Here is a 23,035-nt window from a genome sequence, read left to right as displayed (position 1 = left end):
GGCCTTCCGGTCGTGCTGCGGGCTGTGGCCCGCGAGGGTCAGCAGCCCAGCAGGCGGGCGCCCAGGTAGGACTGGATCTGGTCCAGCGAGACGCGCTCCTGCTTCATGGTGTCGCGCTCGCGGACGGTGACCGCGTTGTCCTCGAGGGTGTCGAAGTCGACGGTGACGCAGAACGGCGTGCCGATCTCGTCCTGGCGACGGTAGCGACGGCCGATGGCGCCGGCGTCGTCGAACTCGATGTTCCAGTGCTTGCGCAGGTCGGCGGCCAGGCCCTTGGCCTTCGGGGAGAGCTCCGGGTTGCGGGACAGCGGCAGGACCGCGACCTTGACCGGGGACAGGCGCGGGTCGAGGCGCAGGACGGTGCGCTTCTCCAGCTTGCCCTTGGCGTTGGGGGCCTCGTCCTCGACGTAGGCGTCGAGCAGGAAGGCGAGCATGGTGCGGCCGACACCGGCCGCCGGCTCGATGACGTACGGGGTCCAGCGCTCGCCGGCCTCCTGGTCGAAGAACGACAGGTCCTGGCCGGAGGCCTTGGCGTGGGCGCCGAGGTCGTAGTCGGTGCGGTTGGCGACGCCCTCGAGCTCGCCCCACTCGTTGCCGCCGAACTGGAAGCGGTACTCGATGTCAGCGGTGCGCTTGGAGTAGTGGGAGAGCTTCTCCGCGGGGTGCTCGTACCACCGCATGTTCTCCTCGCGCAGGCCGAGACCGGTGTACCAGTTCCAGCGCTGCTCCATCCAGTACTCCTGCCACGTCTCGTCCTCGCCCGGCTTGACGAAGAACTCCATCTCCATCTGCTCGAACTCGCGGGTGCGGAAGATGAAGTTGCCGGGCGTGATCTCGTTGCGGAAGGACTTGCCCATCTGCGCGATGCCGAAGGGCGGCTTCTTGCGGGAGGTCTGCTGGACCTGGGCGAAGTTGGTGAAGATGCCCTGGGCGGTCTCGGGGCGCAGGTAGGCGACCGAGCCGGAGTCCTGGGTGGGGCCGAGGTGCGTCGAGAGCAGGCCGGAGAACTGCTTGGGCTCGGTGAACTGACCCTTGTTGCCGCAGTTGGGGCAGTTGATGTCGGCCAGGCCGTTCTCGGGGAGCTTGCCGTGCTTGGCCTCGTACGCCTCCTCCAGGTGGTCCGCGCGGTAGCGCTTGTGGCAGGAGGTGCACTCGGTCAGCGGGTCGGAGAAGGTGGCCACGTGACCGGAGGCCACCCAGACCTCGGAGGCAAGGATCACCGACGAGTCGATACCGACGACGTCCTCGCGCGAGGTGACCATGTAGCGCCACCACTGGCGCTTGATGTTCTCCTTGAGCTCCACACCGAGCGGTCCGTAGTCCCAGGCGGCTCGCTGGCCGCCGTAGATCTCACTGCACGGAAAAACAAAGCCACGGCGCTTGCTCAGGCTGACGATGGTGTCGATCTTGTCGGCGGCCACGGTGCTCTCTTCATTGCGACGACGAACAGCGAATGGTTCAGGTTACCGGCGCCCACACCCCCCTAATCAAATCGGCTCTGGCCTTGGCTTGACCCATCCAGCCAGACCAGGACGACCCGGGCCGCTGTTGACAATCGTTTCCACTTTTGTTGAAAATGAGTGTCATGAACGTACGTCCGATCCGCCCCATTCGGCCCCTTCGCCGAATAACCACCGCCGCCGTCGCCCTCGCCGCGACGCTGGGCCTGGTCTCCCTCACCGCGTGCTCGGCCATGAGCTCCGACGGCCGGACGAAGGACGGGAAACTGCGGGTCGTGGCGTCGTTCTACCCCATGGAGTTCCTGGCGAAGGAGATCGGCGGCGAGCACGTCGCCGTCACCGGCCTCACCAAGCCGGGCGTCGAGCCCCACGACCTCGAGCTCACCCCCCGCCAGACCGGCTCCCTCGCCGACGCCGGGGCGATCGTCTACCTCAAGGGCATCCAGCCCGCCGTGGACACGGCGATCAAACAGTCCGGAAACAAGCACGTCGCCGACGCCGCCGCCCTCACCCGCCTGGAAGAGCACGGCACCGAGGTCGAGGGCGACGAGCACGGCCACGACGAAGGCGGCCACGAGGGCCACGAGCACCACGACGAGGGCGGCACCGACCCCCACGTCTGGCTCGACCCGCTGAAGTACGCCGAGGTCGCCAAGGGCGTCGCCAGGACCCTCTCCGAGGCCGACCCCGACCACGGGCGCGACTACGACAAGAACGCCGCCGCCCTGGCCGACCGCCTCCGCGCGCTGGACCGGAAGTACACCGAGGGCCTGAAGAACCGCGCCTCGGACACCTTCATCACCACGCACGCCGCCTTCGGCTACCTCGCCGAGCGCTACGGCCTGGACCAGGAGGCCATCGGCGGCGTCGACCCGGAGTCCGAGCCCAGCGCCGCCCGGATGAAGGACCTGCACGCCCTCGCCAAGGACCACCACGTCGGCACGGTCTTCTTCGAGACCCTCGCCAGCCCCAAGACCGCGCGGACCCTGGCCAAGGACCTCGGCCTGAAGACGAACGTGCTCGACCCCGTCGAGGGCATCACCGACGATTCCAAGGGAAGCGACTACTTCGCCGTCATGGAATCCAACCTCGCCGCCCTGCAGAAGGCGCTCGGCACCAAGTGAGCGCACCCGAGGAGACCCGTCACGAGGAGATCAGCATGGAGCAGCCCGTCATATCCCTGCGCGGGGCCACCGCCTCGCTGGGCTCGCGCCCGGTGCTCCGCGGCGTCGACCTGACCGTGCGCCGCGGCGAGGTCGTCGCGCTGCTCGGCGCCAACGGCTCCGGCAAGTCCACGGCCGTCTGCTCGATCGTCGGCCAGGTCCCGCTCACCGGCGGCGAGCTCGAGCTCTTCGGCACCCCGCGCCGCCGCTTCCGCCAGTGGTCGCGCGTCGGCTACGTACCGCAGCGCACCACCGCGGCCGGCGGCGTGCCCGCCACCGTCCGCGAGGTCGTCTCGGCCGGGCGGCTGGCCCGCACCAAGCTGGGCCCCTCCCGCAGGGCCGACCGCGAGGCCGTGCACAAGGCCCTCGAGCTGGTCGGCATGGCGGACCGGGCCAAGGACTCCGTCGACGCCCTCTCCGGCGGCCAGCACCAGCGGGTGCTCATCGCCCGCGCGCTGGCCGTCGAGCCCGAGCTGCTGATCATGGACGAGCCGATGGCCGGCGTCGACCTCGCGAGCCAGGAGGTGCTCGCGAGCGCCCTGCGCGAGGAGGTCGCCCGCGGCGCCACGGTCCTGCTGGTCCTGCACGAGCTCGGCCCGCTGGAGCCGCTCATCGACCGCGCGGTCGTGCTGCGCGACGGCTGCGTCGTCCACGACGGACCCCCGCCCAAGGCCGTGGGCCAGCACGCGCTGCCCGGCCACGACCACGTACACCCGCACGCCGACCCGGCCGCGGAACCGATCCGGACAGGGCTGCTGAGCTGATGGACATCCTCGAACTCGCCTTCATGCAGCGGGCGCTGCTGGCCGCCCTCCTCGTCGGCGTCACCGCCCCCGCCATCGGCATCTACCTCGTCCAGCGCCGCCAGGCGCTGATGGGAGACGGCATCGGCCACGTCGCCCTCACCGGCGTCGGCCTCGGCTTCCTCCTCAACACCAGCCCCGTGTGGGTGGCCACGGCCGTCTGCGTGGTGGGCGCGGTGGTGATGGAGCTCATCCGCTCCTACGGCAAGGCGCGCGGCGACATCGCGCTCGCCATGCTCTTCTACGGCGGCATGGCCGGCGGCGTGATGCTGATGGCGCTCTCCCCCAACGGCTCCAACGCCAACCTCACCACGTACCTCTTCGGGTCGATCACCACGGTCTCGGAGCAGGACATCGTGGCGATCTGCCTGCTCGCCGCGTTCGTCATCGTCACCACGGTCGGACTGCGCCGGCAGCTGTTCGCCATCTGCCAGGACGAGGAGTTCGCCCGCGTCACCGGGCTGCCGGTGCGGCTGCTGAACCTGCTGGTAGCCGTCACCGCCGCCGTGACCGTCACCGTCGCCATGCGCGTGGTCGGCCTGCTGCTGGTCAGCGCCCTGATGGTGATTCCCGTGGCGGCCTCCCAGCAGATCACCCGCAGCTTCGCCACCACCTTCGCGATGGCCGTCGCCATCGGGGTGCTGGTGACCCTTTCGGGCACCGTCACCTCGTACTACGTGGACGTGCCGTCCGGCGCCACCATCGTGCTGCTGGCCATCGGCGTCTTCATCGCCCTGACCCTGCTGGCCGCCCCGCTGGCCAGGAAACGGGCCGACAAGGCGGCCCTGGCCGAGCGCTGCACCCTCGAGGACGCCGCCGCCCCGGGTGCCCCCGGGACGGCCGACGACGTCCGGGTCTGACGAGCCTGCCGGGCCCGCACTCCGGGCCTGGCACAATTGGCGTGGCAACACGTGCGATGTTCTGGCCGTCTTGAGGAGGCAACTGTGGCGACCGCCGGACCCCCGGTACGCGGACGAGCCACCAAACAGCGGGCAGCGGTCGCGGCCGCGCTCGACGAGGTGGACGAGTTCCGCAGCGCGCAGGAGCTCCATGACATGCTCAGGCACCGTGGCGCCTCCGTCGGGCTGACCACGGTCTACCGCACCCTGCAGTCCCTCGCCGACGCCGGCGAGGTCGACGTGCTGCGCACCAGCGAGGGCGAGGCGGTCTACCGCCGCTGCTCCAGCGGGCACCACCACCACCTGGTGTGCCGGGTGTGCGGCAAGGCGGTCGAGGTCGAGGGCCCGGCCGTGGAGAAGTGGGCCGACTCCATCGCGGAGGAACACGGCTTCGTCGACGTGGCCCACACGATCGAGATCTTCGGTACGTGCGGGGAGTGCGCGGCGAAGAGCTGAGCCGGTACACGGCAGTGGCCCCGGGTGTCGTCCGACGCCCGGGGCCACTGCCGTATCCGCCCTACGCGCGCGGCACGCCCGCCTCCAGCAGGGCCCGCAGCCGGTCCAAGTCGCCCGGGGCGGTCAGTGCCCGCTTGGGCAGGATCACCAGGCACCCGGCGCGCCTGTCGGCGCTCAGCAGCGCGAAGACGTCCTTCGTCTCGGCGTAGCGGCCGAAGAGCGACCAGCCCATCGACTGGGACGACTGCGCCGACGCGCTGGCCAGGCCCCCGGCCCCCACCGTCGTGCGCATCCGCCCCTGCAGCCGGGCGGTCCTGTGGAAGGCGCGGGCCTGCCGGGTGGGCGCGTAGGCCAGCACCACGACGATCCAGAGGCCGACCACCAGCACCGGCACCCAGGCGCGCGGGGCCGTCAGGCCCCCCTGGGAGGCGAACGCCTGCAGGACCGCGGCGCCCACGGCGAGGAGCACCACCAGCACTCTCGTCCGCCGGGCGGCGGGCACGACGCGCGTACGGGCCTTGAGCGCGGACCGGATGTCGTCGACCGTCAGCTCGTACTCGAACGTCAGGGATTCGACCGGCGCCGGCGCCGGCGCGGGTGCCGGCGCCGTCATCGCCTCGCTCACGCGCCGCCGTCCTCGACGGCGTTGGGGATCGCGCCGCCGAAGCGGCGGTCGCGCTGGGCGTACTCCAGGCAGGCGCGCCACAGGTCGCGGCGGTCGAAGTCGGGCCACAGGACGTCCTGGAAGACCATCTCGGCGTAGGCGCTCTGCCAGATCAGGTAGTTGGACGTGCGCTGCTCGCCGGAGGGGCGCAGGAAGAGGTCCACGTCCGGCATGTCCGGGTAGTACATGTACTTCTGGAGGGTCTTCTCCGAGACCTTCGACGGGTCGAGCCGGCCCGCCTTCACGTCCTCGGCCATCGCCTGCGCCGCGTCCGCGATCTCCGCACGGCCGCCGTAGTTCATGCAGAAGTACAGCGTGAGCCGGTCGTTGTCCTTGGTCTGCTCCTGGGCGATCTGGAGCTCCTTGGCGACGGACTTCCACAGCTTGGGCATCCGGCCGACCCAGCGCACCCGGATGCCGAGCGCGTCGAGCTGGTCACGGGTCTTGCGGATGAAGTCGCGGTTGAAGTTCATCAGGAAGCGCACCTCGTCGGGCGAGCGCCTCCAGTTCTCGGTCGAGAAGGCGTAGAGGGAGATGCTCCCGACGCCCATCTCGATCGCGCCCTGCAGGACGTCCAGCACGCGCTCGGCGCCGACCTTGTGGCCCTCGGTGCGCGGCAGGCCGCGCTCCTTGGCCCAGCGGCCGTTGCCGTCCATGACGATCGCCACGTGCCCGGGCACCAGCTCGCCGGGGATCTTCGGCGGCCGCGCGCCCGACGGGTGGAGCTCGGGGGTGCGGTACTCGCGTCGGGAACGGCCCAGAATCCCGCGTCGTGCCATGGGTGCCACTTCTCCTTGATGCCTGTTTTCGCTTATTGCTCGACGTAGCGGAGGGAACGAAGCCCCCGCTCCAGATGCCACTGCAGATACGCGGCCACGAGGCCGCTGCCCTCGCGCACGTGGCGCGCCTCGCAGGCGTCCGCCGTCGCCCAGTCCCCGGTCAGCAGCGCGCCGAGGAGCTCGATCGACTCCGAGGAGGGTACGACGCATCCTGGCACCCGGCACTCCCCGCACACCACGCCGCCGGCCGCAGTGGAGAAGAACCGGTTGGGGCCGGGCATTCCGCACTTCGCGCACGCGCCGAAGCTGGGCGCGTAGCCGTTGACGGCGAGCGAGCGCAGCAGGAACGCATCGAGGACGAGGTGCGGGGCGTGCTCCCCGGAGGCGAGCGTGCGCAGGGCGCCGACCAGCAGGAGGTACTGCTGCACCGCCGGCTCGCCCTCGTGGTCGGTGAAGCGCTCGGCGGTCTCGAGCATGGCGGTGCCGGCGGTGTAGCGGGCGTAGTCGGTGACGATGGCGCCGCCGTAGGGGGCGATGGTCTCGCTCTGGGTGCACAGCGGCAGCGCGCGCCCGACGAGCTCGCCGCCGCGGGCGAAGAACTGCACGTCGACGTGGGAGAACGGCTCGAGCCGCGCCCCGAACTTCGACTTCGTGCGGCGCACGCCGCGCGCCACGGCCCGCACCCGGCCGTGGCCGCGCGTGAGGAGGGTGATGATCCTGTCCGCCTCTCCCAGTTTCTGGGTGCGCAGCACGATGCCGTCGTCGCGGAACAGAGTCATGCATGCATTGTCCCGTACGCGGCGGGTGCCCGGGGCCGAGGGGCGCCCGGCTCGGGGCCGCGCGGGTCAGGGGTGCCCGGCGCCGTCCGGGAAGGCGCGGCCGGCGGCGCGGCGCCAGCGGTTGGCCGGCAGGGCGGGGCGCAGGGCGGCGAAGGCGCCGCAGTACTTGGTGAAGACGGCGGGGCGCAGCCCGTGGCCGTGCAGCAGCAGGTCCGTCTCCGTCAGGTGGCCCGCGCTCTTGGTCTCCACCAGCACCAGGCCGTCGTCGCAGCGCACGCTCCGCCCGGTGCGCAGGTCGGTGCAGAGCAGCCCGGCGTCGCAGGTGACGCGCTCGCCGTCGGCCACGAACGTCGCCCGCCGGTAGTCGGTGCTCAGGGAGGGGGTGAGCGCCTCGGGGGCCTCGATGCCGTACGCCTCGCGCAGGGTGGCGGCGAGGAAGGCGCGGCAGGGGCCGTCCAGCGGGCCGTCCGCGCCGGTCAGCGGGCGGCGGTGCTTGACGGTGTCGCCGCGCCGCCCCTTGAGCTTGATCTCGAACTGCCGCTCGCCCGATTCCCGGTAGACGCGTTCGCGGACCTTGAAGCGCAGCCGGCGGCCCTGCCGGTGGTCGTGGAAGGAGCGCAGGCCGGGGGTGTCGTAGTAGACGGAGTGGTAGGCGAAGGCGCGGTGGTCGCCGATGGTCAGGGCGCGGAAGGGGCCGCCGGGGCGGTGGGGGTCGGTGAGGAGGGTGGCGACCCGGGCGAACGTCTCCGCGGGGACCAGGTAGCTGCGGTCGAAGCGGGTGAGCAGCTCGGCGCGCGCGTTGACCTCCTCCAGCGCGATCGGCCGGGCGGCGCCGGCGGCCTCCTCGACGGCTCTCGCCGCCGCCGTGACGTCGAGGGCGGGGGCCGGGGCGCTCACACGGTCTCCCAGGAGGGCGCGGCGGACTGGCGTACGGGCCGGTCGGCCGTGGCGGCCTGCGGCGGCGTGCCGGGCTCGGGCTCGCGGTAGCGGACGTCGACGACGGTCAGGTCGCGGACGTAGTCGATCTCCATGACCGTCCAGTGGAGCGGCTCGCCGAGCCGCCGGGCGAGGTCGGCGCGCAGGCCGGCCGGGTCGGCGTGCACGGTGTCGAGGGTGATCACCGAGCGGCGCGAGCGCGCGTAGAGCCGGGGGTGGTCGGCGCCGTAGACCACGAGCAGCAGGATCGCGCTGAGCGCGGCGGCGAGGCCGACGGCGAGGTGGGGCAGCCCGCAGACCAGGCCGAGGACGAGGGTGGTGAAGTAGTAGGCCACCTCCTCGTGCTGGACGGCGTCCGAGCGGAGCCTGATGATCGACAGGACGCCGAAGAGACCGAAGCCGAGGGCGAGGCCGCCGTTGCCGCCCACCTCGGCGAGGGCCGCGACCACCGTGAACAGCGCGACGTTCAGCGCGAGATACGCGGGGACCAGGTCGCGTCGCCGGTGGCGCGGGTAGTAGATCGCGAAGGTCAGCAGGCCCACGGCGATCAGGTCGAGGCCCAGATGCGCGGCAAGGTGACGCACGGTTTCCATCGCTCCCTCTCTCTGTGCGATCGAACGATCACAGAATCAAGGAGAACTCTGGATGAACACGGCCCGTCACTTAGGGAAACCATGCGGATTCTTGACGAAAGCGAGCGACTCCTGACCGGATCCGGAGGGAGCACGTCCCGATTCGCACTCTTGTGCCGCACCCGCCGCGAGGGGGTTACGAGGGGGTGCGCGCCGCCGCCAGCAGCCGGTCGGTGTCCTCGGGGCACAGCAGCAGCGCCCGGCCCACCGTCGCCAGGACCTCGCGCTCGGCGGGGCGGTACGGCCCGTCCGCCAGGGCGATGCGGGCCCCCTGCAGCAGGATCGACTCCCGCCCGGCCGGAGCCAGGTGGGGCGCCAGGGGCTCCAGGGACTCGTGGAGCTCGATGGCCAGGGCCGTGCCGCACGGGTCGAAGCCGCCGCGGCTCGCACCGTCCGGCGGCGCCGCGTACCGCCCCGGCAGCCGCCCGGTGTCCGCGGCGAGCGCCTCGATCAGCGTGACCAGCTGCTCCTCGCTGCAGTCGGCGAAGCCGGCCGCCCGCACCGCGCCCACCGCCGCGCGCCGGACCGTACGCGCCTCCGTGCCGCCCGCGGCCAGCACCGCCAGGGCGACGGTGTGCACGGCGTCGCGCAGCATCGCCGAGAAGCGGGTCGTGGTCGGGTGGTCCAGGACGTCCATGGCGAACCGGCCCCGGCAGGCCGTGCATTCGACGATGGGCCCCACCGGCCCGCGCGGCAGCAGCGGCACCCCGAAGGCGACAAGGCGACGGCGGCCCGTGCGGCGGTGGTAGTTGCGGTCGCCGCCGCAGCCCGGGCAGAAGAACTCGCCGTCCCCGACGGTGCGCCATACGGTGCGTACGCCCACCACACACCGGTCCGGGCTGTGTCGGCCTTGCGCGTGCATCACGGCGCACCTCCATAACGCCACGGCCTCGTCGCCGCGTTGACGTGATGTTAGCCACATCCGTGATGCTGCGTCAGTACCTCGTCACGCACAGGGACGCGACTCCCGGCCGAAAGCACCGCCCGGCCCACCCGGATGCGGTGCTTTCGGCGGCGCGACATTGACGGACGAACCGTCTGACGACCGGGGACCGCCCCCGTCAGCCGCGGTACGCCCGGTTCACCGCCGACACGACGGCCTTGATCGAGGCGCGGGTGGTGTTGGGGTCGATGCCGATGCCCCACAGCACCTTGCCGTCGATCACGCACTCGATGTACGAGGCCGCCCGGGCGCTGGCGCCCTCGCTCATCGTGTGCTCGGTGTAGTCCAGCAGGCGGGCGTCGACCCCGGTGCCGGCCAGCGCGTCGAAGAACGCGGAGATCGGGCCGTTGCCCGTACCCGTCAGGACCGTCTCCACCCCGTCCACGACGGCCTCGACGGTCAGCGCGTCGGTGCCCGCACTGGTGGTCGAGGTCTGGGCGGAGCGCAGGGTGATCCGGCCCCAGGGGTTGTCGTCCGTGGGCAGGTACTCGTCCCGGAAGACGGACCAGATCTCCTGCGGGGTGACCTCGCCGCCCTCGGCGTCGGTCTTGTTCTGGATGATCCTCGAGAACTCGATCTGCATCCGGCGCGGCAGGTCCAGCTTGTGGTCGTTCTTCAGCACGTAGGCGATGCCGCCCTTGCCGGACTGCGAGTTGACCCGGATGACGGCCTCGTACGAACGGCCGACGTCCTTGGGGTCGATGGGCAGGTAGGGAACGGCCCACTCGATGTCGTCGACGGTCTTCCCGGCGGCGGACGCCTCGGCCGCCATCGCCTCGAAGCCCTTCTTGATGGCGTCCTGGTGGGAGCCGGAGAAGGCGGTGTAGACCAGGTCGCCCGCGTAGGGGTGGCGCGGGTGGACCTCCATCTGGCTGCAGTACTCGGCGGTGCGGCGGACCTCGTCGATCTGCGAGAAGTCGATCTGCGGGTCGACGCCCTGGGAGAAGAGGTTCATGCCCAGGGTGACCAGGTCGACGTTGCCGGTGCGCTCGCCCTGGCCGAACAGGCAGCCCTCCACGCGGTCCGCGCCCGCCATGACCGCCAGCTCGGCGGCGGCGACGGCGGTGCCCCGGTCGTTGTGCGGATGGGCGGACAGACAGACGAACTCGCGCCGGGACAGGTTGCGCGACATCCACTCGAAGCGGTCGGCGTGGGTGGAGGGCGTCGAGCGCTCGACGGTCGCCGGCAGGTTCAGGATGATCTCGCGGCCGGCCTCGGGCTGCCAGACGTCCATGACGCCCTCGCAGACCTCCAGGGCGAAGTCCAGCTCGGTGTCGGTGAAGATCTCCGGGCTGTACTGGTAGCCGAAGACCGTCTCGTCGCCGAGGATCTTCTCGGCGTACTCCATCACCAGCCGGGTGCCGTCCACCGCGATCTGCCTGACCTGCTCCCGCGAGCCGCGGAAGACCACCCGCCGGAAGACCGGGGCGGTGGCGTTGTAGAGGTGGACCGTGGCGCGGTGCGCGCCCCGCAGGGACTCCACCGTCCGCTCGATCAGCTCCTCGCGCGCCTGGGTCAGGACGGAGATCGTCACGTCCTCGGGGACGGCCCCCTCTTCGATGATCGAACGGACGAACTCGAAGTCCGTGGCTCCGGAGGAGGGGAAGCCGACCTCGATCTCCTTGTAGCCCATGCGCACCAGCAGGTCGAACATCTCGCGCTTGCGGGCGGGCGACATGGGGTCGATCAGCGCCTGGTTGCCGTCGCGCAGGTCGGTCGACAGCCAGCGGGGCGCGGCGGTGATGCGGTTGTCCGGCCACGTGCGGCCGGGGAGGTCCACGGCGTCGTAGGGGCGGTACTTGTGGACCGGCATCCCGGAGGGCCGCTGGGTGACGGTGGCGGCGGTGACGGGCGTGGGGCGGCCGACGGACGGGGCGTGCTCGGACATCTGCGGAGGGCTCCTCGGTGATCCGCGGGATACGGCCGACGGGCTGTTTTCCGGGGCGTTTCCGCAACGCCGAACTCCGCGGGGAGGGGGTCAGCCTACGTCTACAGGCCCTCGCCGCGGCGGCTAAGAAGAAGCAGCACGTCACGCATGATGCACAGCACACTAACCGAGGTCCGTGAGGGGCCGCAGCGGCGTTCCAGCATGCGGGACACGGAACCCCGCCACTCGTTTGTGTTAATCGCGGCACCGGCCAATGACAAGGCCGGGGGCCGGTGCCAGATTGCACGCATGGCCGAATCAGAGAAGTCAGAGAAGACGGTTTTCTGCACCATCATTCCGCCGCACGTCCTGGACCGCCTCGCCCAGACCGACGACCCCCGGTTCTACGAACACGCCCGCCGCACCCTCGAGCACGACGGCTCCCTGCGCACCCGCCGCCGCCTCACCGCGCGCCGCATGGTCTACGCGGACTCCTCGGCCGGCACCCCGTCCGACACGCCCCGTCGCACGATCTACGACGCCCGCTGCCACGAGACCCTGCCGGGCACCCAGGTGCGCGCCGAGGGCTCGGAGCCGGGCAAGGACGCCACGGTCAACCGCGCCTACGCCGGGCTCGGGGCCACTTTCGATCTCTATCTGAAGGTCTACGGCCGGCATTCCATCGACGACGCGGGGCTGCCGCTGAACGCCACCGTCCATTACGGACGGAAATACAACAACGCCTTCTGGGACGGCGAGCAGATGGTCTTCGGCGACGGCGACGGCGACGTCTTCCTGGACTTCACCATTCCCGTGGACGTCATCGGCCACGAGCTGACCCACGGCGTCGTCCAGCACACGGCGAATCTGGAGTACTACGGCCAGTCGGGCGCGCTGAACGAGTCCCTCGCGGACGTCTTCGGCTCGCTGATCAAGCAGTACTCCCTGGGACAGTCCGCCGGACAGGCCGACTGGCTGATCGGGTCGGGCCTGCTGGGGCCGGGCGTGGACAAGGGCACGGCCCTGCGCTCGATGAAGGCCCCCGGCACCGCCTACGACGACGACGTCCTCGGCAAGGACCCGCAGCCCGCCACCATGGACGACTACGTCCGCACCAGCCGTGACAACGGCGGCGTGCACATCAATTCCGGCATCCCCAACCACGCCTTCTACCTGCTGGCCACCGCCCTCGGCGGCAATGCCTGGGAGCGGGCCGGGAAGATCTGGTACGCCACGCTGACCGGGGGCGAGCTGGAGGACGACGCCCAGTTCGCGGACTTCGCCCGGCTGACGTTGGCCTCGGCCCGGTCCCTGTACGGCGAGGGCGACGAGGTCCAGGCCGTGCTCAAGGCCTGGAGCCAGGTGGGGGTCCCCGCGGCCTAGCGGCCGGTAGACCGCCGCTGAGGGGGTAGAGGTGACAGCATGCGTATCGTCATCACCCGAACCGGCGGTTTCGCCGGCATCGAGCGCCGGGCCGAGCTGGACACCTGCGGCCGGCCCGACGCCACGCATCTGGAGGCCCTGGCCCACCGCGCGCTCGCGCCGGGCCGGGAGGCACCGGCGAGGGGGGTGCCGGACGGCTTCCGCTACGAGATCAAGGTGGACGGCCGCTCGGTCCACCTGGCCGACCCGCACCTCACCGAGGACCAGCGCGAACTGATCCGCACGGTGCTGAAGGAGGGGGCGTAGGGGCCGCCCGGCCCGAAAAGCCTTAGAAGCCCAGCTTCCGCAGCTGCTTGGGGACCTCTCCCCTCTGCCGCACTCGCACCGCTCGGCCCGAGGGGCCTCGCGGGCTTCGGGCGGCTGCGCCGGCCTCCGGCCGGCGGTGTCGGGTACCTCTAGAAGCCCAGCTTCCGCAGCTGCTTGGGGTCGCGCTGCCAGTCCTTGGCGACCTTGACGTGCAGGTCGAGGAAGACCGGCGTGCCCAGGAGCGCCTCGATGTGCTTGCGGGACTTCATGCCGACCTCCTTCAGGCGGGCGCCCTTGGGGCCGATGATGATGCCCTTCTGGCTGGGGCGCTCGATGTAGACGTTGGCGTGGATGTCCAGCAGCGGCTTGTCCTTGGGCCGGTCCTCGCGCGGCAGCATCTCCTCGACCACGACGGCGATGGAGTGCGGCAGCTCGTCCCGGACGCCCTCCAGCGCGGCCTCGCGGATCAGCTCGGCGACCATGACCTGCTCGGGCTCGTCGGTGAGGTCACCCTCGGGGTACAGCGGCGGGCTCTCGGGCAGCAGCGGGGCGATCAGGTCGGCCAGCAGGGAGACCTGCTTGTCGCCGACGGCCGAGACCGGGACGATCTGCGCCCACTGGATGCCCAGCTCCTCGCCCAGCTGCTGGATGGCGATCAGCTGCTCGGCAAGCTGCTTGGAGTCGACCAGGTCCGTCTTGGTGACGATCGCGATCTTCGGGGTCTTCTTGATCCCCGCGAGTTCCTTGGCGATGAACTTGTCGCCCGGGCCGAGCTTCTGGTCGGCCGGCAGGCAGAAGCCGATCACGTCGACCTCGGCCCACGTGGTGCGCACGACGTCGTTGAGCCGCTCGCCGAGCAGGGTGCGCGGCTTGTGCAGACCGGGGGTGTCCACGAGGACGAGCTGGGCGTCCGGGCGGTGCACGATGCCGCGCACGGTGTGGCGGGTGGTCTGCGGGCGGTTCGAGGTGATCGCGACCTTCGTCCCCACCAGTGCGTTGGTCAGGGTCGACTTGCCCGCGTTGGGGCGGCCGACGAAGCACGCGAAGCCCGCGCGGTGGGGGGCCTGGGAGGGAGCGGAGGCGTTGTCCATGCCTCATATTCTCCCCGATCGTCCGGCCGCCGCCGACCAGCGCCCTCAGGCCCGCGCGGGGCGATCACCGGACGGGCCCCGGGCCCGGCGCGGGCGCCGCCCGGTCAGCCTGCCGGCGAGCCACAGGACCCCGGCGGCGGGCAGCAGCAGGCCGGCCGCGAGGGCGAGCCAGTCCGTGCCCTCGCCGCGCGTCCAGCCCAGGACGAGCCCGGCCCACAGGGCGGCGGTGGCCAGGAACGGGCTCCAGGACCCCGCGGCGCGGGCGCGGCCGGCGGCCCGGTGGTGGCCGCGTACGCGCAGCAGGTCGCTCAGGGCGTGCGGCCACAGGACGAACAGCATGGCGGCCGTCGTCCAGCTGAAGCCCTTGCCGAACACCGCCCAGTCCACGACCAGGGTGAACGTGAGGCCGGCCGACACCACGCAGATGAACCAGGCCGCGCGGGCCGACGTCCGCTCGCGTGCCACGGCTCAGCCCGCGCCGAGCGTGTCACGCAGGGCGCCGTCGGGGCCCGCGAGCAGCACCGGGGTGCCGGCGCCGCCCAGGTCCCGTACGGCCGCGCGGTCGGCGTCGGGGACGGAGCCTGCCTCGGAGACCACGGCCGCGGCCTCGAGGGACGTCGCGCCGCTGGCCACGGCCATCGCCACGGCCGTCTGCAGGGCGCTCAGCCGCAGCGATTCCAGCGCGACGGTCCCGGCGACGTACGTACGGCCCGTCTCGTCGCGGACGGCCGCGCCCTCGGGGACGGCGTTGCGGGCGCGGGTGGCGCGGGCGAGCGTGATGAGCTTGCGGTCTTCGGGGTCCAGGGCAGCATCCGTCATACCGGGAGCATAGAAGCCGCCCCGGCCCGCCCGGTCAGCCGGCCACCGAGTACATGCTGCCGCGCCGGGCCTCGGGCGAGCTCAGCCAGGCCACCTTCCCGGCCGTGTCCGTGTCCGGGACGGGGTTGTGGAGCACGATGGTCAGGTCCGGCCGGGCCGGGACGCGCAGCTGGGTGCTCTCGAAGAGGAGCGATCCGACGAGCGGGTGGTGGATCTCCTTCACCACCAGGCCGCCGGGCTGTACGTCGCCGCGCGCCCAGAGCTCTGCGAACTCCGGGCTCTCCGCCGCCGCTTCGGCCACGACCTCCTCGAAGCCCTCGTCGCCGGGGCGCTCCGAGCACGCGGCGCGGTAGGTGGCGACGACGCGGCGGGCGTTGGCCTCCCAGTCCACGGCGCGCGAGCGGTAGACCGGGTCGGTGAAGAAGTCGATCAGGCAGTTCTGCCGGGTCTCGGGCCGGAAACCGAGGACCAGCCCGGCGGCCTCGTTGTAGGCGACCATGTTCCAGTAGGGGTCCATGATGTGCGCCGGGGACGGCATCCAGCCTTCGATCAGGCGGTGCAGGCCGTCGCACAGGTAGTCCGGGCCCTGCACGGCCTCCGGCAGCGGCGGGTTGAGCCCGGCCAGGACGTACAGGTGGCGGCGCTCGGCGTTCTCCAGCCGCAGGACCCGCGCGACGGCGTCCAGCACCTGCGGCGAGACGGTGATGTCGCGCCCCTGCTCGAGCCACTGGTACCAGGAGGCCCCGACCCCGGCGAGCACCGCGACCTCCTCGCGGCGCAGCCCGGGCGTGCGGCGGCGGCCGCCGCCGTCCGGCAGGCCGGCCTCCGCGGGCGAGACCCTGGCCCGGCGGCTCATCAGGAAGTCGCGCAGTTCCTGGCGGCGGCGCGGCTTGGTGTCTGCTTCCTGCGACGCGATGGTCAACTCTCCCCCTTGCCTGGTGGTGCGGCCACCACCATAAGCACGCTCTCCCCACGGTTGTTCCTGCCGCCGGAGGGTGGGGGCATGGCGATCGACACCCCCACCCGGGCGGAACCCCGCACCCCTGCCCCCGCCCCCGTCCTGTCCGGCCGCGCGAGGCTGATCCTGCTGGTGCTGTGCGCCGCGCAGTTCATCGTCGCGCTCGACTTCTCCATCCTGAACGTGGCGCTGCCCGTCCTCGGCGACGACCTGGGCATGGGCCAGGCCGACCTGCAGTGGGCGGTGACCGCGTTCGCGCTGCCGTCCGGCGGCTTCCTGCTGTTCTTCGGCCGGATCGCCGACCTGTACGGGCGGCGCCGGCTCTTCCTGGTGGGCCTGGGCCTGTTCACCGCGGCCTCGGTGCTCGCCACGTTCGCCTGGGACCCCGCCTCCTTCCTGGCCGGGCGGGCCCTGCAGGGCATGGGTGCGGCCGTGCTCGTCCCCACCGGCATGTCCCTGCTGACCACGACGTTCGCCGAGGGGCCGGAGCGCGAGAAGGCGCTCGGCATCAGCGGCACGCTGCTCTCGCTGGGTTTCACCGTCGGCATGGTGCTCGGCGGCGTGATGACCGACGCGCTGGGCTGGCGCTCGACGATGGGGCTGCTCGCGGTGGCGGGCGTCCTCGTGCTGCTGGCGGCTCCCGGCCTGCTCACCGAGTCCCGGCACCCTCACCGGCCCCGGCTGGACGTGCCGGGCGCGGTGACCGTGACCGGTGGTCTGCTGGCCCTGATCTACGCGCTGTCGACGGCGGCGCAGCGCGGCTTCGGCGGCGCGGACGTGCTGGTGACGCTGGTGGCGGGGGTGCTGCTGCTGGTGGCCTTCGTGATCGTCGAGTCCCGGGCGGCCGAGCCGCTGGTGTCCCTGGCGATGCTGCGGCGGCGCACGGTCGCCTGGGGCAACCTGGCCGGCCTGATGACGTTCGCGATGATGAGCACGGTCGTCTTCCTGCTCACCCTCTACCTGCAGGAGGTGCTGGAGCTCTCCGCCTTCCGCACGGGGCTGGTCTTCGGCGTCCAGGGTCTGCTCGCGGTCGTCGCCGGCATGACCGCTCCCAGGGTCATCGCCCGCCTGGGCGCCCACCGCACGCTGGTCGCCGGCCTGGTGATCCAGGCCGTCTTCACGGCGGCCCTGCTGGGGGTGGGCCTGTCCTCCGGCGCGCTGCTGGGCCTGGTCGCGGTCTCGCTGGGCTGCGTCGGCCACCTGTGGGCGATCGTCGCCTACGGGGTGACGGCGACGTCGGGCCTGCCGGACGCGGAGCAGGGGCTGGCCACGGGCCTGGTCACCAGCTCGCAGCAGGTGGGCATCACCATCGGCATCCCGCTGCTGAGCGCCCTGGCGTCGGCGCACGTCACCGCCCTGCGGGACGGCGGCTCGTCCTTCGCCTCCGCGACGCTGGGGGGCGTGAGGCTGGGGCTCGGCGTGGACGCGGCCGTGGTGGCCGTGGTGGCCGTCCTGACGGCGGTGGGGCTGCACGGCGCGCGGGCGCGGGCCGCGCGCTGACGGCGCGGGGTGTGTCCGGGAGCCGGGCGGGTCGCGTGAGCGGCCCGCCCGGCGTCTTCACGTTCCCCCGGTGCTCCCCTACCCGACCGTGGCCACGGACCTCGCCCCCTGGGCCCGGGCCAGGATGCGGGCCGCCACCGCCGGGGAGTCCACCAGCGGGTGCAGCGCCAGGGCGCGCAGCGCCGCGTCGCGGTCCTCGTGGACGGCCGCCTGGATGGCGGCCCGCTCCACGGCCTTGAGCTGCAGCATCAGCCCCAGCTGGTCCTCGCGCAGGGGCGCGCACGGCAGCGGGCGGGCGCCCTTGGCGTCCACGACGCACACCGTCTCGATGACGGCCTCGGGGGCCAGCGCCGGCACGGTCGTGCCGTTGCGGACGTTGAGGATCAGGCGGGTGCCCTCGTCGCCCGCGACGGCCCGCATCAGGGCCAGGGCCACGCGGTCGTAGCCGCCGCCGTCCAGGTCGCAGGTGTCGCGCTGCCAGCCGCCGCTGGCGGCGCGGCTCTCCGCCATGTACGTCACCTCGCGCTGCAGCCGGGTCCGCTCCCACAGCTCGTGCGAGCGGTGCGGGGTGGCCGCCGCCTCCCGGAAGAAGCCGCTCTGCTGCTGGTCGAGGAACTCGCCGCGGGTCTTGGCGGCCTCCCGCACCGAGCGCAGGGTCTCGCGGCGGAAGTAGTAGTAGTGCAGGTATTCGTTGGGCAGCGCGCCCAGGGCCCGCAGCCACTCGGCGCCGAAGAGCTTGCCCTCCTCGAAGGAGCCGAGCGCCCGCTCGTCCGTCAGCAGGCCGGGCAGCAGGTCCCGCCCGTCCACCTCCAACGTCCTCAGCCACCCGAGGTGGTTGAGCCCCACGTAGTCGAACGTCACCCTCTCGGGGTCGGCGCCCACCGCGCGGGTGGCGCGGCGCACCAGGCCCACCGGCGAGTCGCAGATGCCGATCACGCGGTCGCCGAGGACGGCGGACATCGCCTCGGTCACCATGCCCGCCGGATTGGTGAAGTTGATGACCCACGCGTCCGGGGCCACCGCCGCCACCCGCTCGGCGATGTCCAGCGCCACCAGGACCGTCCGCAGGCCGTAGAGCACGCCGCCCGCGCCGACCGTCTCCTGTCCCAACACCCCCTCGCTGAGCGGGATGCGCTCGTCCATCACCCTGCCGGCCGTGCCGCCGACGCGGATCGCGGAGAAGACGAAGTCCGTGCCCCGCAACGCCTGGTCCAGGTCGTCGGCGATGCGCACGGCGGGGGCGCGCGGCACGCCTGCGGCCTGGGTGGCCAGCACGGACGCGATCACTCTGGCGCGGGTCGAGTCGGTGTCGTACAGCACGAGTTCCGTACAGCGGCCCGGCGCGTCACGCCGGGCGTCGTCGAGAAGGGCCCGGTGCACCAACGGCACCCGGAATCCGCCACCGCCGAGAATCGTCAGCCTCATGGCCGGAACGTACCGCAGCATCGGGCACACTGTCCGGACCCGCACCCGTGCATCCCTGAGAGGAGCAACGAGCGAGCATGACGGTCTCTTCGCCGCACACGACACCGCATGTCACAGCGCAGGCAGCCGGTCAGGGCGGGTGCGTCCCCGTCGAACGCAACGAGGGCGCGGCACCGGTCCTCGACCCGCTCGCGGACCTGCGTTCGGAAAGTGATCCGGCAACCGACGTCTACCTGACCGGGACCGTTTTCCTCGACATCATCTTCACGGGGCTTGACTCCGCCCCCGTGCGCGGCACCGAGTCCTGGGCGCGCGGCATGGGCTCCAGCCCGGGCGGCATCGCCAACATGGCCACCGCCCTGGCCCGCCTGGGCCTGCGCACCTCGCTCGCGGCGGCCTTCGGCGACGACATGTACGGGGAGTACTGCTGGGAGGGCCTCTCGAGGGGCGAGGGCATCGACCTGAGCCTGTCGCGCACGGTGCCCGGCTGGCACTCGCCGGTCACCGTCTCCATGGCGTACGAGGGCGAGCGGACGATGGTCTCGCACGGGCACGAGGCCCCGCCGCCGGAGGAGCCCGCCCCCGAGTGCCCGCCCCCCGCCCGGGCCTGCGTGGCGCTGCTGGTCCCCGGCAAGCAGGAGGAGTGGATCGCGACGGCGGCCCGGCGCGGCAGCCGCGTCTTCGCCGACGTGGGCTGGGACGACACCGGCCGGTGGGACCCGTCGGACCTGGCGGACCTCGAGCACTGCGAGGCCTTCCTGCCCAACGCCGAGGAGGCGATGCGCTACACCCGCACCGACTGTCCGCGCGCCGCCGCCCGCGCGCTGGCGGACAAGGTGCCGCTCGCCGTGGTGACGATGGGCGAGCGGGGCGCGTACGCGGTGGACGGCCGTACGGGCGAGTGCGCCGAGGTGCCGGCCATCGTCGTGGAGGCGCTGGACCCGACCGGCGCGGGGGACGTCTTCGTGGCGGGCTTCGTCACCGGCACCCTCGCCGAGTGGCCGCTCGCGGACCGGCTCGCGTTCGCGGGGCTGACCGCCGCGCTGTCGGTGCAGGAGTTCGGGGGGTCGTTGTCCGCGCCCGGCTGGGTGGAGATCGCGGCCTGGTGGCAGCACGTGCGGTCCTTCAACGACCAGTCCGCCGTCACCCTGCGCCGCTACGCCTTCCTCGACGGCCTGCTGCCCGCCGCCCCCCGGCCCTGGCCGCTGCGCCGGGCCGTGCCCACGCTGGGCTTCCGGCACCCGTAAAAGCCTTCGGGCTCACGGGGGCACCGTCGTACCCTTGGTATTCCAAGGTTCTTCGGATACCGGAACGCAGGAAAGAGGGGATGAGCAGGCCTTCAGTGCCGGCCCATGACTCAGACACCCACACGACCGCAGGCGAGCGCCCACTTCACGATCCCGGCCAAGCACCCGATGGTGACGGTCCTGGGTTCCGGGGACACGCTCCTGCGCGTCATCGAGAACGCCTTCCCGTCGGCGGACATCCACGTACGGGGCAACGAAGTCAGCGTGACGGGCGACGAGCGGGAAGTGGCCCTCGTCCAGCGCCTCTTCGCCGAGATGATGCTGGTGCTCCGCACGGGGGCGCCGATGACGGAGGACGCGGTGGAACGCTCGATCGCCATGCTCAAGAACGAGGAGAAGGGGGCCGAGACCCCCGCCGAGGTCCTCACCCAGAACATCCTCTCCAGCCGCGGCCGCACCATCCGTCCCAAGACGCTCAACCAGAAGCGCTATGTCGACGCCATCGACAAGCACACGGTCGTCTTCGGCATCGGCCCCGCCGGCACCGGAAAGACCTATCTGGCCATGGCCAAGGCGGTCCAGGCACTGCAGTCCAAGCAGGTCAACCGCATCATCCTCACCCGGCCGGCGGTCGAGGCGGGCGAGCGGCTCGGCTTCCTGCCCGGCACGCTCTACGAGAAGATCGACCCGTATCTGCGGCCGCTGTACGACGCCCTGCACGACATGCTCGACCCCGACTCCATCCCGCGCCTGATGGCCGCCGGGACGATCGAGGTCGCACCGCTGGCCTACATGCGCGGCCGGACGCTGAACGACGCGTTCATCATCCTGGACGAGGCGCAGAACACCAGCCCCGAGCAGATGAAGATGTTCCTGACCCGCCTCGGCTTCGATTCCAAGATCGTCATCACCGGTGACGTCACCCAGATCGACCTCCCCGGCGGCACGAAGAGCGGCCTGCGCCAGGTGCGGGAGATCCTCGACGGCGTCGAGGACGTCCACTTCTCCATGCTCACCAGCAACGACGTGGTCCGGCACAAGCTCGTGGGACGTATTGTCGACGCGTACGAGCAGTACGACAGCCGCAACGGAAAGTAAAGCGCAACCACGATGGCAATCGACGTCAACAACGAATCCGGCACTGAGGTCGACGAGCAGGCGATCCTCGACGTCGCCCGCTACGCCCTCAGCCGGATGCGTATCCACCCGCTCTCCGAGCTCTCGGTCATCGTCGTCGACGAAGAAGCCATGGAGCAGCTCCACATCCAGTGGATGGACCTGCCCGGCCCCACCGATGTGATGTCCTTCCCCATGGACGAGCTGCGCCCGCCGGCCAAGGACGACGACGAGCCGCCGCAGGGCCTCCTCGGCGACATCGTGCTGTGCCCCGAGGTCGCGAAGAAGCAGGGCCAGGAGGCCCCGACCGGGCACTCCATGGACGAGGAGCTCCAGCTCCTGACCGTCCACGGAGTCCTGCACCTCCTGGGCTACGACCACGAGGAGCCCGACGAGAAGTCCGAGATGTTCGGCCTCCAGGCGGCGATCATCGACGGCTGGCGCGCCGAGCGCGGCATCGAAGGGCCCTCCCCGGCTCCCACGTTCACGTGACCGGCCGGCTGATCGCCGCCGCGGTCCTGCTGCTCGTCGTCGCCTGGCTCGCCGCCTGCGCCGAGGCCGGCCTCGCCCGGACCACCCGGTTCCGGGCCGAGGAGGCCGTACGGTCCGGGCGGCGCGGCAGCGCGCGGCTGATGGCCGTCGCGGCCGACCCCACCCGCTACCTCAACGTGGCGCTGCTGGTGCGCGTCGCGTGCGAGATGGCCGCGGGCGTCTTCGTCACCTACGTCTGCCTGGAGGAGTTCGACGCCACCTGGCAGGCGCTGACCGTGGCCATCGGCGTGATGGTCCTCGTCTCGTACGTGGCCGTCGGCGTCTCCCCGCGCACCATCGGCCGCCAGCACCCGCTGAACACCGCCACCGCGGCGGCGTACGTGCTGCTGCCGCTGGCCCGCATCATGGGGCCCGTGCCCCGGCTGCTGATCCTCATCGGCAACGCCCTCACCCCCGGCAAGGGATTCCGCATGGGCCCCTTCGCCTCGGAGGCGGAGCTGCGGTCCATGGTGGACCTGGCGGAGAAGGAGTCGCTGATCGAGGACGACGAGCGGCGCATGGTCCACTCCGTCTTCGAGCTCGGCGACACCCTCGTCCGCGAGGTCATGGTGCCGCGCACGGACCTCGTCGTCATCGAGCGCGGCAAGACCATCCGCCAGGCGCTCACCCTCGCGCTGCGCTCGGGCTTCTCGCGCATACCGGTAACCGGCGAGAACGAGGACGACGTGGTGGGCATCGTCTACCTCAAGGACCTCGTCCGGAAGACCCACATCAACCGCGACGCCGAGAGCGAGCTGGTCTCCACGGCCATGCGGCCCGCCGTGTTCGTCCCCGACACCAAGAACGCCGGCGACCTGCTGCGCGAGATGCAGCAGCAGCGCAACCACTGCGCGGTCGTCATCGACGAGTACGGCGGCACGGCCGGCATCGTCACCATCGAGGACATCCTCGAGGAGATCGTCGGCGAGATCACCGACGAGTACGACCGCGAGCTGCCGCCCGTCGAGGAGCTCGGCGACGACCACTACCGCGTCACCGCCCGGCTCGACCTCGGCGACCTGGGCCAGCTCTTCGGCCTGGAGGAGTTCGACGACGAGGACGTCGAGACGGTCGGCGGCCTGCTGGCGAAGTCCCTGGGCCGGGTGCCGATCGCCGGCGCGACGGCACAGATCCCGCTCTCCGAGCGGGGCCGGGACCCCGAGCTGGTCGCCCTGCGCCTGACCGCCGAGGCGGCGGCCGGCCGCCGCAACCGCATCGTCACGGTGCTGGTCGAGCCCGTACGGACGGACGACGACTGACCGGGCGAATCCCGCCGGG

Annotated in this window: 24 protein-coding genes; 11 read left to right on the top strand and 13 right to left on the bottom strand. The window is 71.9% G+C overall.

Translation table 11 applies throughout. From position 1 onward, the window contains the following. Positions 1 to 38 precede the first annotated feature (38 nt). Positions 39 to 1,421 (bottom strand): glycine--tRNA ligase, encoded by a 1,383-nt coding sequence (locus tag IE295_RS23775; protein WP_190065780.1) that lies wholly within the window; start codon positions 1,419 to 1,421, stop codon positions 39 to 41. Positions 1,422 to 1,585: 164 nt separating this feature from the next. Between IE295_RS23775 and IE295_RS23770 the strand changes: the two genes are divergently transcribed. The 4 genes from IE295_RS23770 (at position 1,586) to IE295_RS23755 (ending at position 4,781) form a co-directional block, all read left to right on the top strand. Further along, positions 1,586 to 2,584 (top strand): metal ABC transporter substrate-binding protein, encoded by a 999-nt coding sequence (locus IE295_RS23770; protein ID WP_224322897.1) that lies wholly within the window; start codon positions 1,586 to 1,588, stop codon positions 2,582 to 2,584. A gap of 35 nt (positions 2,585 to 2,619) precedes the next feature. Beyond that, positions 2,620 to 3,387: a metal ABC transporter ATP-binding protein gene (locus IE295_RS23765; RefSeq protein WP_190065999.1), complete on the top strand. Its 768-nt coding sequence runs from the start codon at positions 2,620 to 2,622 to the stop codon at positions 3,385 to 3,387. Continuing rightward, positions 3,387 to 4,286, top strand: coding sequence for a metal ABC transporter permease (locus IE295_RS23760; RefSeq protein ID WP_190065778.1), 900 nt, complete (start codon positions 3,387 to 3,389; stop codon positions 4,284 to 4,286). The genes IE295_RS23765 and IE295_RS23760 overlap by 1 nt, the downstream gene beginning before the upstream one ends. Before the next feature lie 84 nt (positions 4,287 to 4,370). Beyond that, positions 4,371 to 4,781 carry a Fur family transcriptional regulator gene (locus IE295_RS23755; protein ID WP_190065777.1) on the top strand — a complete coding sequence of 137 codons (411 nt, stop codon included), beginning with the start codon at positions 4,371 to 4,373 and terminating at the stop codon, positions 4,779 to 4,781. 61 nt (positions 4,782 to 4,842) lie between these two features. Here IE295_RS23755 and IE295_RS23750 read toward each other — a convergent pair whose 3' ends face one another. The 7 genes from IE295_RS23750 to leuA all read right to left on the bottom strand — a co-directional run bounded on the left by IE295_RS23750 (position 4,843) and on the right by leuA (position 11,402). Then, complete coding sequence (locus tag IE295_RS23750) at positions 4,843 to 5,406, bottom strand: YcxB family protein (protein ID WP_190065776.1); 564 nt, start codon at positions 5,404 to 5,406, stop codon at positions 4,843 to 4,845. After that, entirely contained in the window at positions 5,403 to 6,224 is an 822-nt protein-coding gene (locus IE295_RS23745) for an isoprenyl transferase (RefSeq protein WP_190065775.1), read from the bottom strand. Before IE295_RS23745 ends, IE295_RS23750 begins: the two co-directional genes overlap by 4 nt. A 32-nt stretch (positions 6,225 to 6,256) precedes the next feature. Continuing rightward, positions 6,257 to 7,003: a DNA repair protein RecO gene (gene recO / locus IE295_RS23740; RefSeq protein WP_190065774.1), complete on the bottom strand. Its 747-nt coding sequence runs from the start codon at positions 7,001 to 7,003 to the stop codon at positions 6,257 to 6,259. Positions 7,004 to 7,069: 66 nt separating this feature from the next. Further along, positions 7,070 to 7,900 (bottom strand): polyphosphate polymerase domain-containing protein, encoded by an 831-nt coding sequence (locus IE295_RS23735; RefSeq protein WP_224322898.1) that lies wholly within the window; start codon positions 7,898 to 7,900, stop codon positions 7,070 to 7,072. Then, positions 7,897 to 8,532: a DUF4956 domain-containing protein gene (locus IE295_RS23730; RefSeq protein ID WP_190065773.1), complete on the bottom strand. Its 636-nt coding sequence runs from the start codon at positions 8,530 to 8,532 to the stop codon at positions 7,897 to 7,899. The genes IE295_RS23735 and IE295_RS23730 overlap by 4 nt, the downstream gene beginning before the upstream one ends. A gap of 175 nt (positions 8,533 to 8,707) precedes the next feature. Next, positions 8,708 to 9,433, bottom strand: coding sequence for a tellurite resistance TerB family protein (locus tag IE295_RS23725; protein WP_190065772.1), 726 nt, complete (start codon positions 9,431 to 9,433; stop codon positions 8,708 to 8,710). Positions 9,434 to 9,632: 199 nt separating this feature from the next. Beyond that, positions 9,633 to 11,402: a 2-isopropylmalate synthase gene (gene leuA / locus IE295_RS23720; RefSeq protein ID WP_190065771.1), complete on the bottom strand. Its 1,770-nt coding sequence runs from the start codon at positions 11,400 to 11,402 to the stop codon at positions 9,633 to 9,635. Positions 11,403 to 11,690: 288 nt separating this feature from the next. Between leuA and IE295_RS23715 the strand changes: the two genes are divergently transcribed. Next, positions 11,691 to 12,764 carry a M4 family metallopeptidase gene (locus IE295_RS23715; protein ID WP_190065770.1) on the top strand — a complete coding sequence of 358 codons (1,074 nt, stop codon included), beginning with the start codon at positions 11,691 to 11,693 and terminating at the stop codon, positions 12,762 to 12,764. A gap of 39 nt (positions 12,765 to 12,803) precedes the next feature. Continuing rightward, positions 12,804 to 13,070 (top strand): protealysin inhibitor emfourin, encoded by a 267-nt coding sequence (locus tag IE295_RS23710; protein WP_190065769.1) that lies wholly within the window; start codon positions 12,804 to 12,806, stop codon positions 13,068 to 13,070. Between the two features lie 149 nt (positions 13,071 to 13,219). Here the strand turns inward: IE295_RS23710 and era are convergent, their stop codons facing one another. Genes era through IE295_RS23690 form a run of 4 tightly spaced genes read right to left on the bottom strand, consistent with a single transcriptional unit; the run spans position 13,220 to position 15,836 of the window. Continuing rightward, the gene (gene era, locus IE295_RS23705) at positions 13,220 to 14,161 is read right to left on the bottom strand and encodes a GTPase Era (RefSeq protein ID WP_190065768.1); all 942 of its coding nucleotides are present in this window, start codon (positions 14,159 to 14,161) and stop codon (positions 13,220 to 13,222) included. 45 nt (positions 14,162 to 14,206) lie between these two features. Further along, positions 14,207 to 14,626, bottom strand: a complete 420-nt coding sequence (locus tag IE295_RS23700; RefSeq protein WP_190065767.1) for a hypothetical protein — start codon at positions 14,624 to 14,626, stop codon at positions 14,207 to 14,209. 3 nt (positions 14,627 to 14,629) lie between these two features. Beyond that, the gene (locus IE295_RS23695; RefSeq protein ID WP_190065766.1) at positions 14,630 to 14,980 is read right to left on the bottom strand and encodes a cytidine deaminase-like protein; all 351 of its coding nucleotides are present in this window, start codon (positions 14,978 to 14,980) and stop codon (positions 14,630 to 14,632) included. Between the two features lie 34 nt (positions 14,981 to 15,014). After that, positions 15,015 to 15,836 (bottom strand): helix-turn-helix transcriptional regulator, encoded by an 822-nt coding sequence (locus IE295_RS23690; RefSeq protein ID WP_190065997.1) that lies wholly within the window; start codon positions 15,834 to 15,836, stop codon positions 15,015 to 15,017. 147 nt (positions 15,837 to 15,983) lie between these two features. On the opposite strand from IE295_RS23690, the gene IE295_RS23685 reads away from it, so the two are divergent. Continuing rightward, complete coding sequence (locus IE295_RS23685) at positions 15,984 to 17,438, top strand: MFS transporter (protein WP_190065765.1); 1,455 nt, start codon at positions 15,984 to 15,986, stop codon at positions 17,436 to 17,438. A gap of 78 nt (positions 17,439 to 17,516) precedes the next feature. On the opposite strand, the gene IE295_RS23680 is transcribed toward IE295_RS23685, so the two are convergent. Continuing rightward, positions 17,517 to 18,863 carry a 6-phospho-beta-glucosidase gene (locus IE295_RS23680; protein WP_190065764.1) on the bottom strand — a complete coding sequence of 449 codons (1,347 nt, stop codon included), beginning with the start codon at positions 18,861 to 18,863 and terminating at the stop codon, positions 17,517 to 17,519. Between the two features lie 77 nt (positions 18,864 to 18,940). Here IE295_RS23680 and IE295_RS23675 point away from each other — a divergent pair, with 77 nt between their 5' ends. The 4 genes from IE295_RS23675 to IE295_RS23660 all read left to right on the top strand — a co-directional run bounded on the left by IE295_RS23675 (position 18,941) and on the right by IE295_RS23660 (position 23,016). Next, entirely contained in the window at positions 18,941 to 20,110 is a 1,170-nt protein-coding gene (locus IE295_RS23675) for a carbohydrate kinase family protein (protein WP_190065763.1), read from the top strand. A gap of 105 nt (positions 20,111 to 20,215) precedes the next feature. Then, positions 20,216 to 21,208 carry a PhoH family protein gene (locus IE295_RS23670; RefSeq protein ID WP_190065762.1) on the top strand — a complete coding sequence of 331 codons (993 nt, stop codon included), beginning with the start codon at positions 20,216 to 20,218 and terminating at the stop codon, positions 21,206 to 21,208. 12 nt (positions 21,209 to 21,220) lie between these two features. Continuing rightward, positions 21,221 to 21,718 (top strand): rRNA maturation RNase YbeY, encoded by a 498-nt coding sequence (gene ybeY, locus IE295_RS23665; protein WP_190065761.1) that lies wholly within the window; start codon positions 21,221 to 21,223, stop codon positions 21,716 to 21,718. Further along, positions 21,715 to 23,016, top strand: a complete 1,302-nt coding sequence (locus IE295_RS23660) for a hemolysin family protein (RefSeq protein ID WP_190065760.1) — start codon at positions 21,715 to 21,717, stop codon at positions 23,014 to 23,016. Before ybeY ends, IE295_RS23660 begins: the two co-directional genes overlap by 4 nt. The last annotated feature ends 19 nt before the right edge of the window (positions 23,017 to 23,035 follow it).

Source organism: Streptomyces griseocarneus, from assembly GCF_014655595.1.
Lineage (GTDB): Bacteria > Actinomycetota > Actinomycetes > Streptomycetales > Streptomycetaceae > Streptomyces > Streptomyces griseocarneus.
This window is presented reverse-complemented; position numbering and strand designations above follow the sequence as displayed.

Excerpts from the sequence above, each read along its gene's own strand:
- IE295_RS23685 (WP_190065765.1), top strand. The coding sequence starts at position 15,984 with ATGGCGATCGACACCCCCACCCGGGCGGAACCCCGCACCCCTGCCCCC.
- ybeY (WP_190065761.1), top strand. The coding sequence starts at position 21,221 with ATGGCAATCGACGTCAACAACGAATCCGGCACTGAGGTCGACGAGCAG.
- IE295_RS23670 (WP_190065762.1), top strand. The coding sequence starts at position 20,216 with ATGACTCAGACACCCACACGACCGCAGGCGAGCGCCCACTTCACGATC.
- IE295_RS23760 (WP_190065778.1), top strand. The coding sequence starts at position 3,387 with ATGGACATCCTCGAACTCGCCTTCATGCAGCGGGCGCTGCTGGCCGCC.
- IE295_RS23675 (WP_190065763.1), top strand. The coding sequence starts at position 18,941 with ATGACGGTCTCTTCGCCGCACACGACACCGCATGTCACAGCGCAGGCA.
- era (WP_190065768.1), bottom strand. The coding sequence starts at position 14,161 with ATGGACAACGCCTCCGCTCCCTCCCAGGCCCCCCACCGCGCGGGCTTC.
- IE295_RS23695 (WP_190065766.1), bottom strand. The coding sequence starts at position 14,980 with ATGACGGATGCTGCCCTGGACCCCGAAGACCGCAAGCTCATCACGCTC.
- IE295_RS23690 (WP_190065997.1), bottom strand. The coding sequence starts at position 15,836 with ATGAGCCGCCGGGCCAGGGTCTCGCCCGCGGAGGCCGGCCTGCCGGAC.
- IE295_RS23680 (WP_190065764.1), bottom strand. The coding sequence starts at position 18,863 with ATGAGGCTGACGATTCTCGGCGGTGGCGGATTCCGGGTGCCGTTGGTG.
- IE295_RS23710 (WP_190065769.1), top strand. The coding sequence starts at position 12,804 with ATGCGTATCGTCATCACCCGAACCGGCGGTTTCGCCGGCATCGAGCGC.
- recO (WP_190065774.1), bottom strand. The coding sequence starts at position 7,003 with ATGACTCTGTTCCGCGACGACGGCATCGTGCTGCGCACCCAGAAACTG.
- IE295_RS23715 (WP_190065770.1), top strand. The coding sequence starts at position 11,691 with ATGGCCGAATCAGAGAAGTCAGAGAAGACGGTTTTCTGCACCATCATT.
- IE295_RS23725 (WP_190065772.1), bottom strand. The coding sequence starts at position 9,433 with ATGCACGCGCAAGGCCGACACAGCCCGGACCGGTGTGTGGTGGGCGTA.
- IE295_RS23765 (WP_190065999.1), top strand. The coding sequence starts at position 2,620 with ATGGAGCAGCCCGTCATATCCCTGCGCGGGGCCACCGCCTCGCTGGGC.
- leuA (WP_190065771.1), bottom strand. The coding sequence starts at position 11,402 with ATGTCCGAGCACGCCCCGTCCGTCGGCCGCCCCACGCCCGTCACCGCC.
- IE295_RS23770 (WP_224322897.1), top strand. The coding sequence starts at position 1,586 with ATGAACGTACGTCCGATCCGCCCCATTCGGCCCCTTCGCCGAATAACC.
- IE295_RS23730 (WP_190065773.1), bottom strand. The coding sequence starts at position 8,532 with ATGGAAACCGTGCGTCACCTTGCCGCGCATCTGGGCCTCGACCTGATC.
- IE295_RS23745 (WP_190065775.1), bottom strand. The coding sequence starts at position 6,224 with ATGGCACGACGCGGGATTCTGGGCCGTTCCCGACGCGAGTACCGCACC.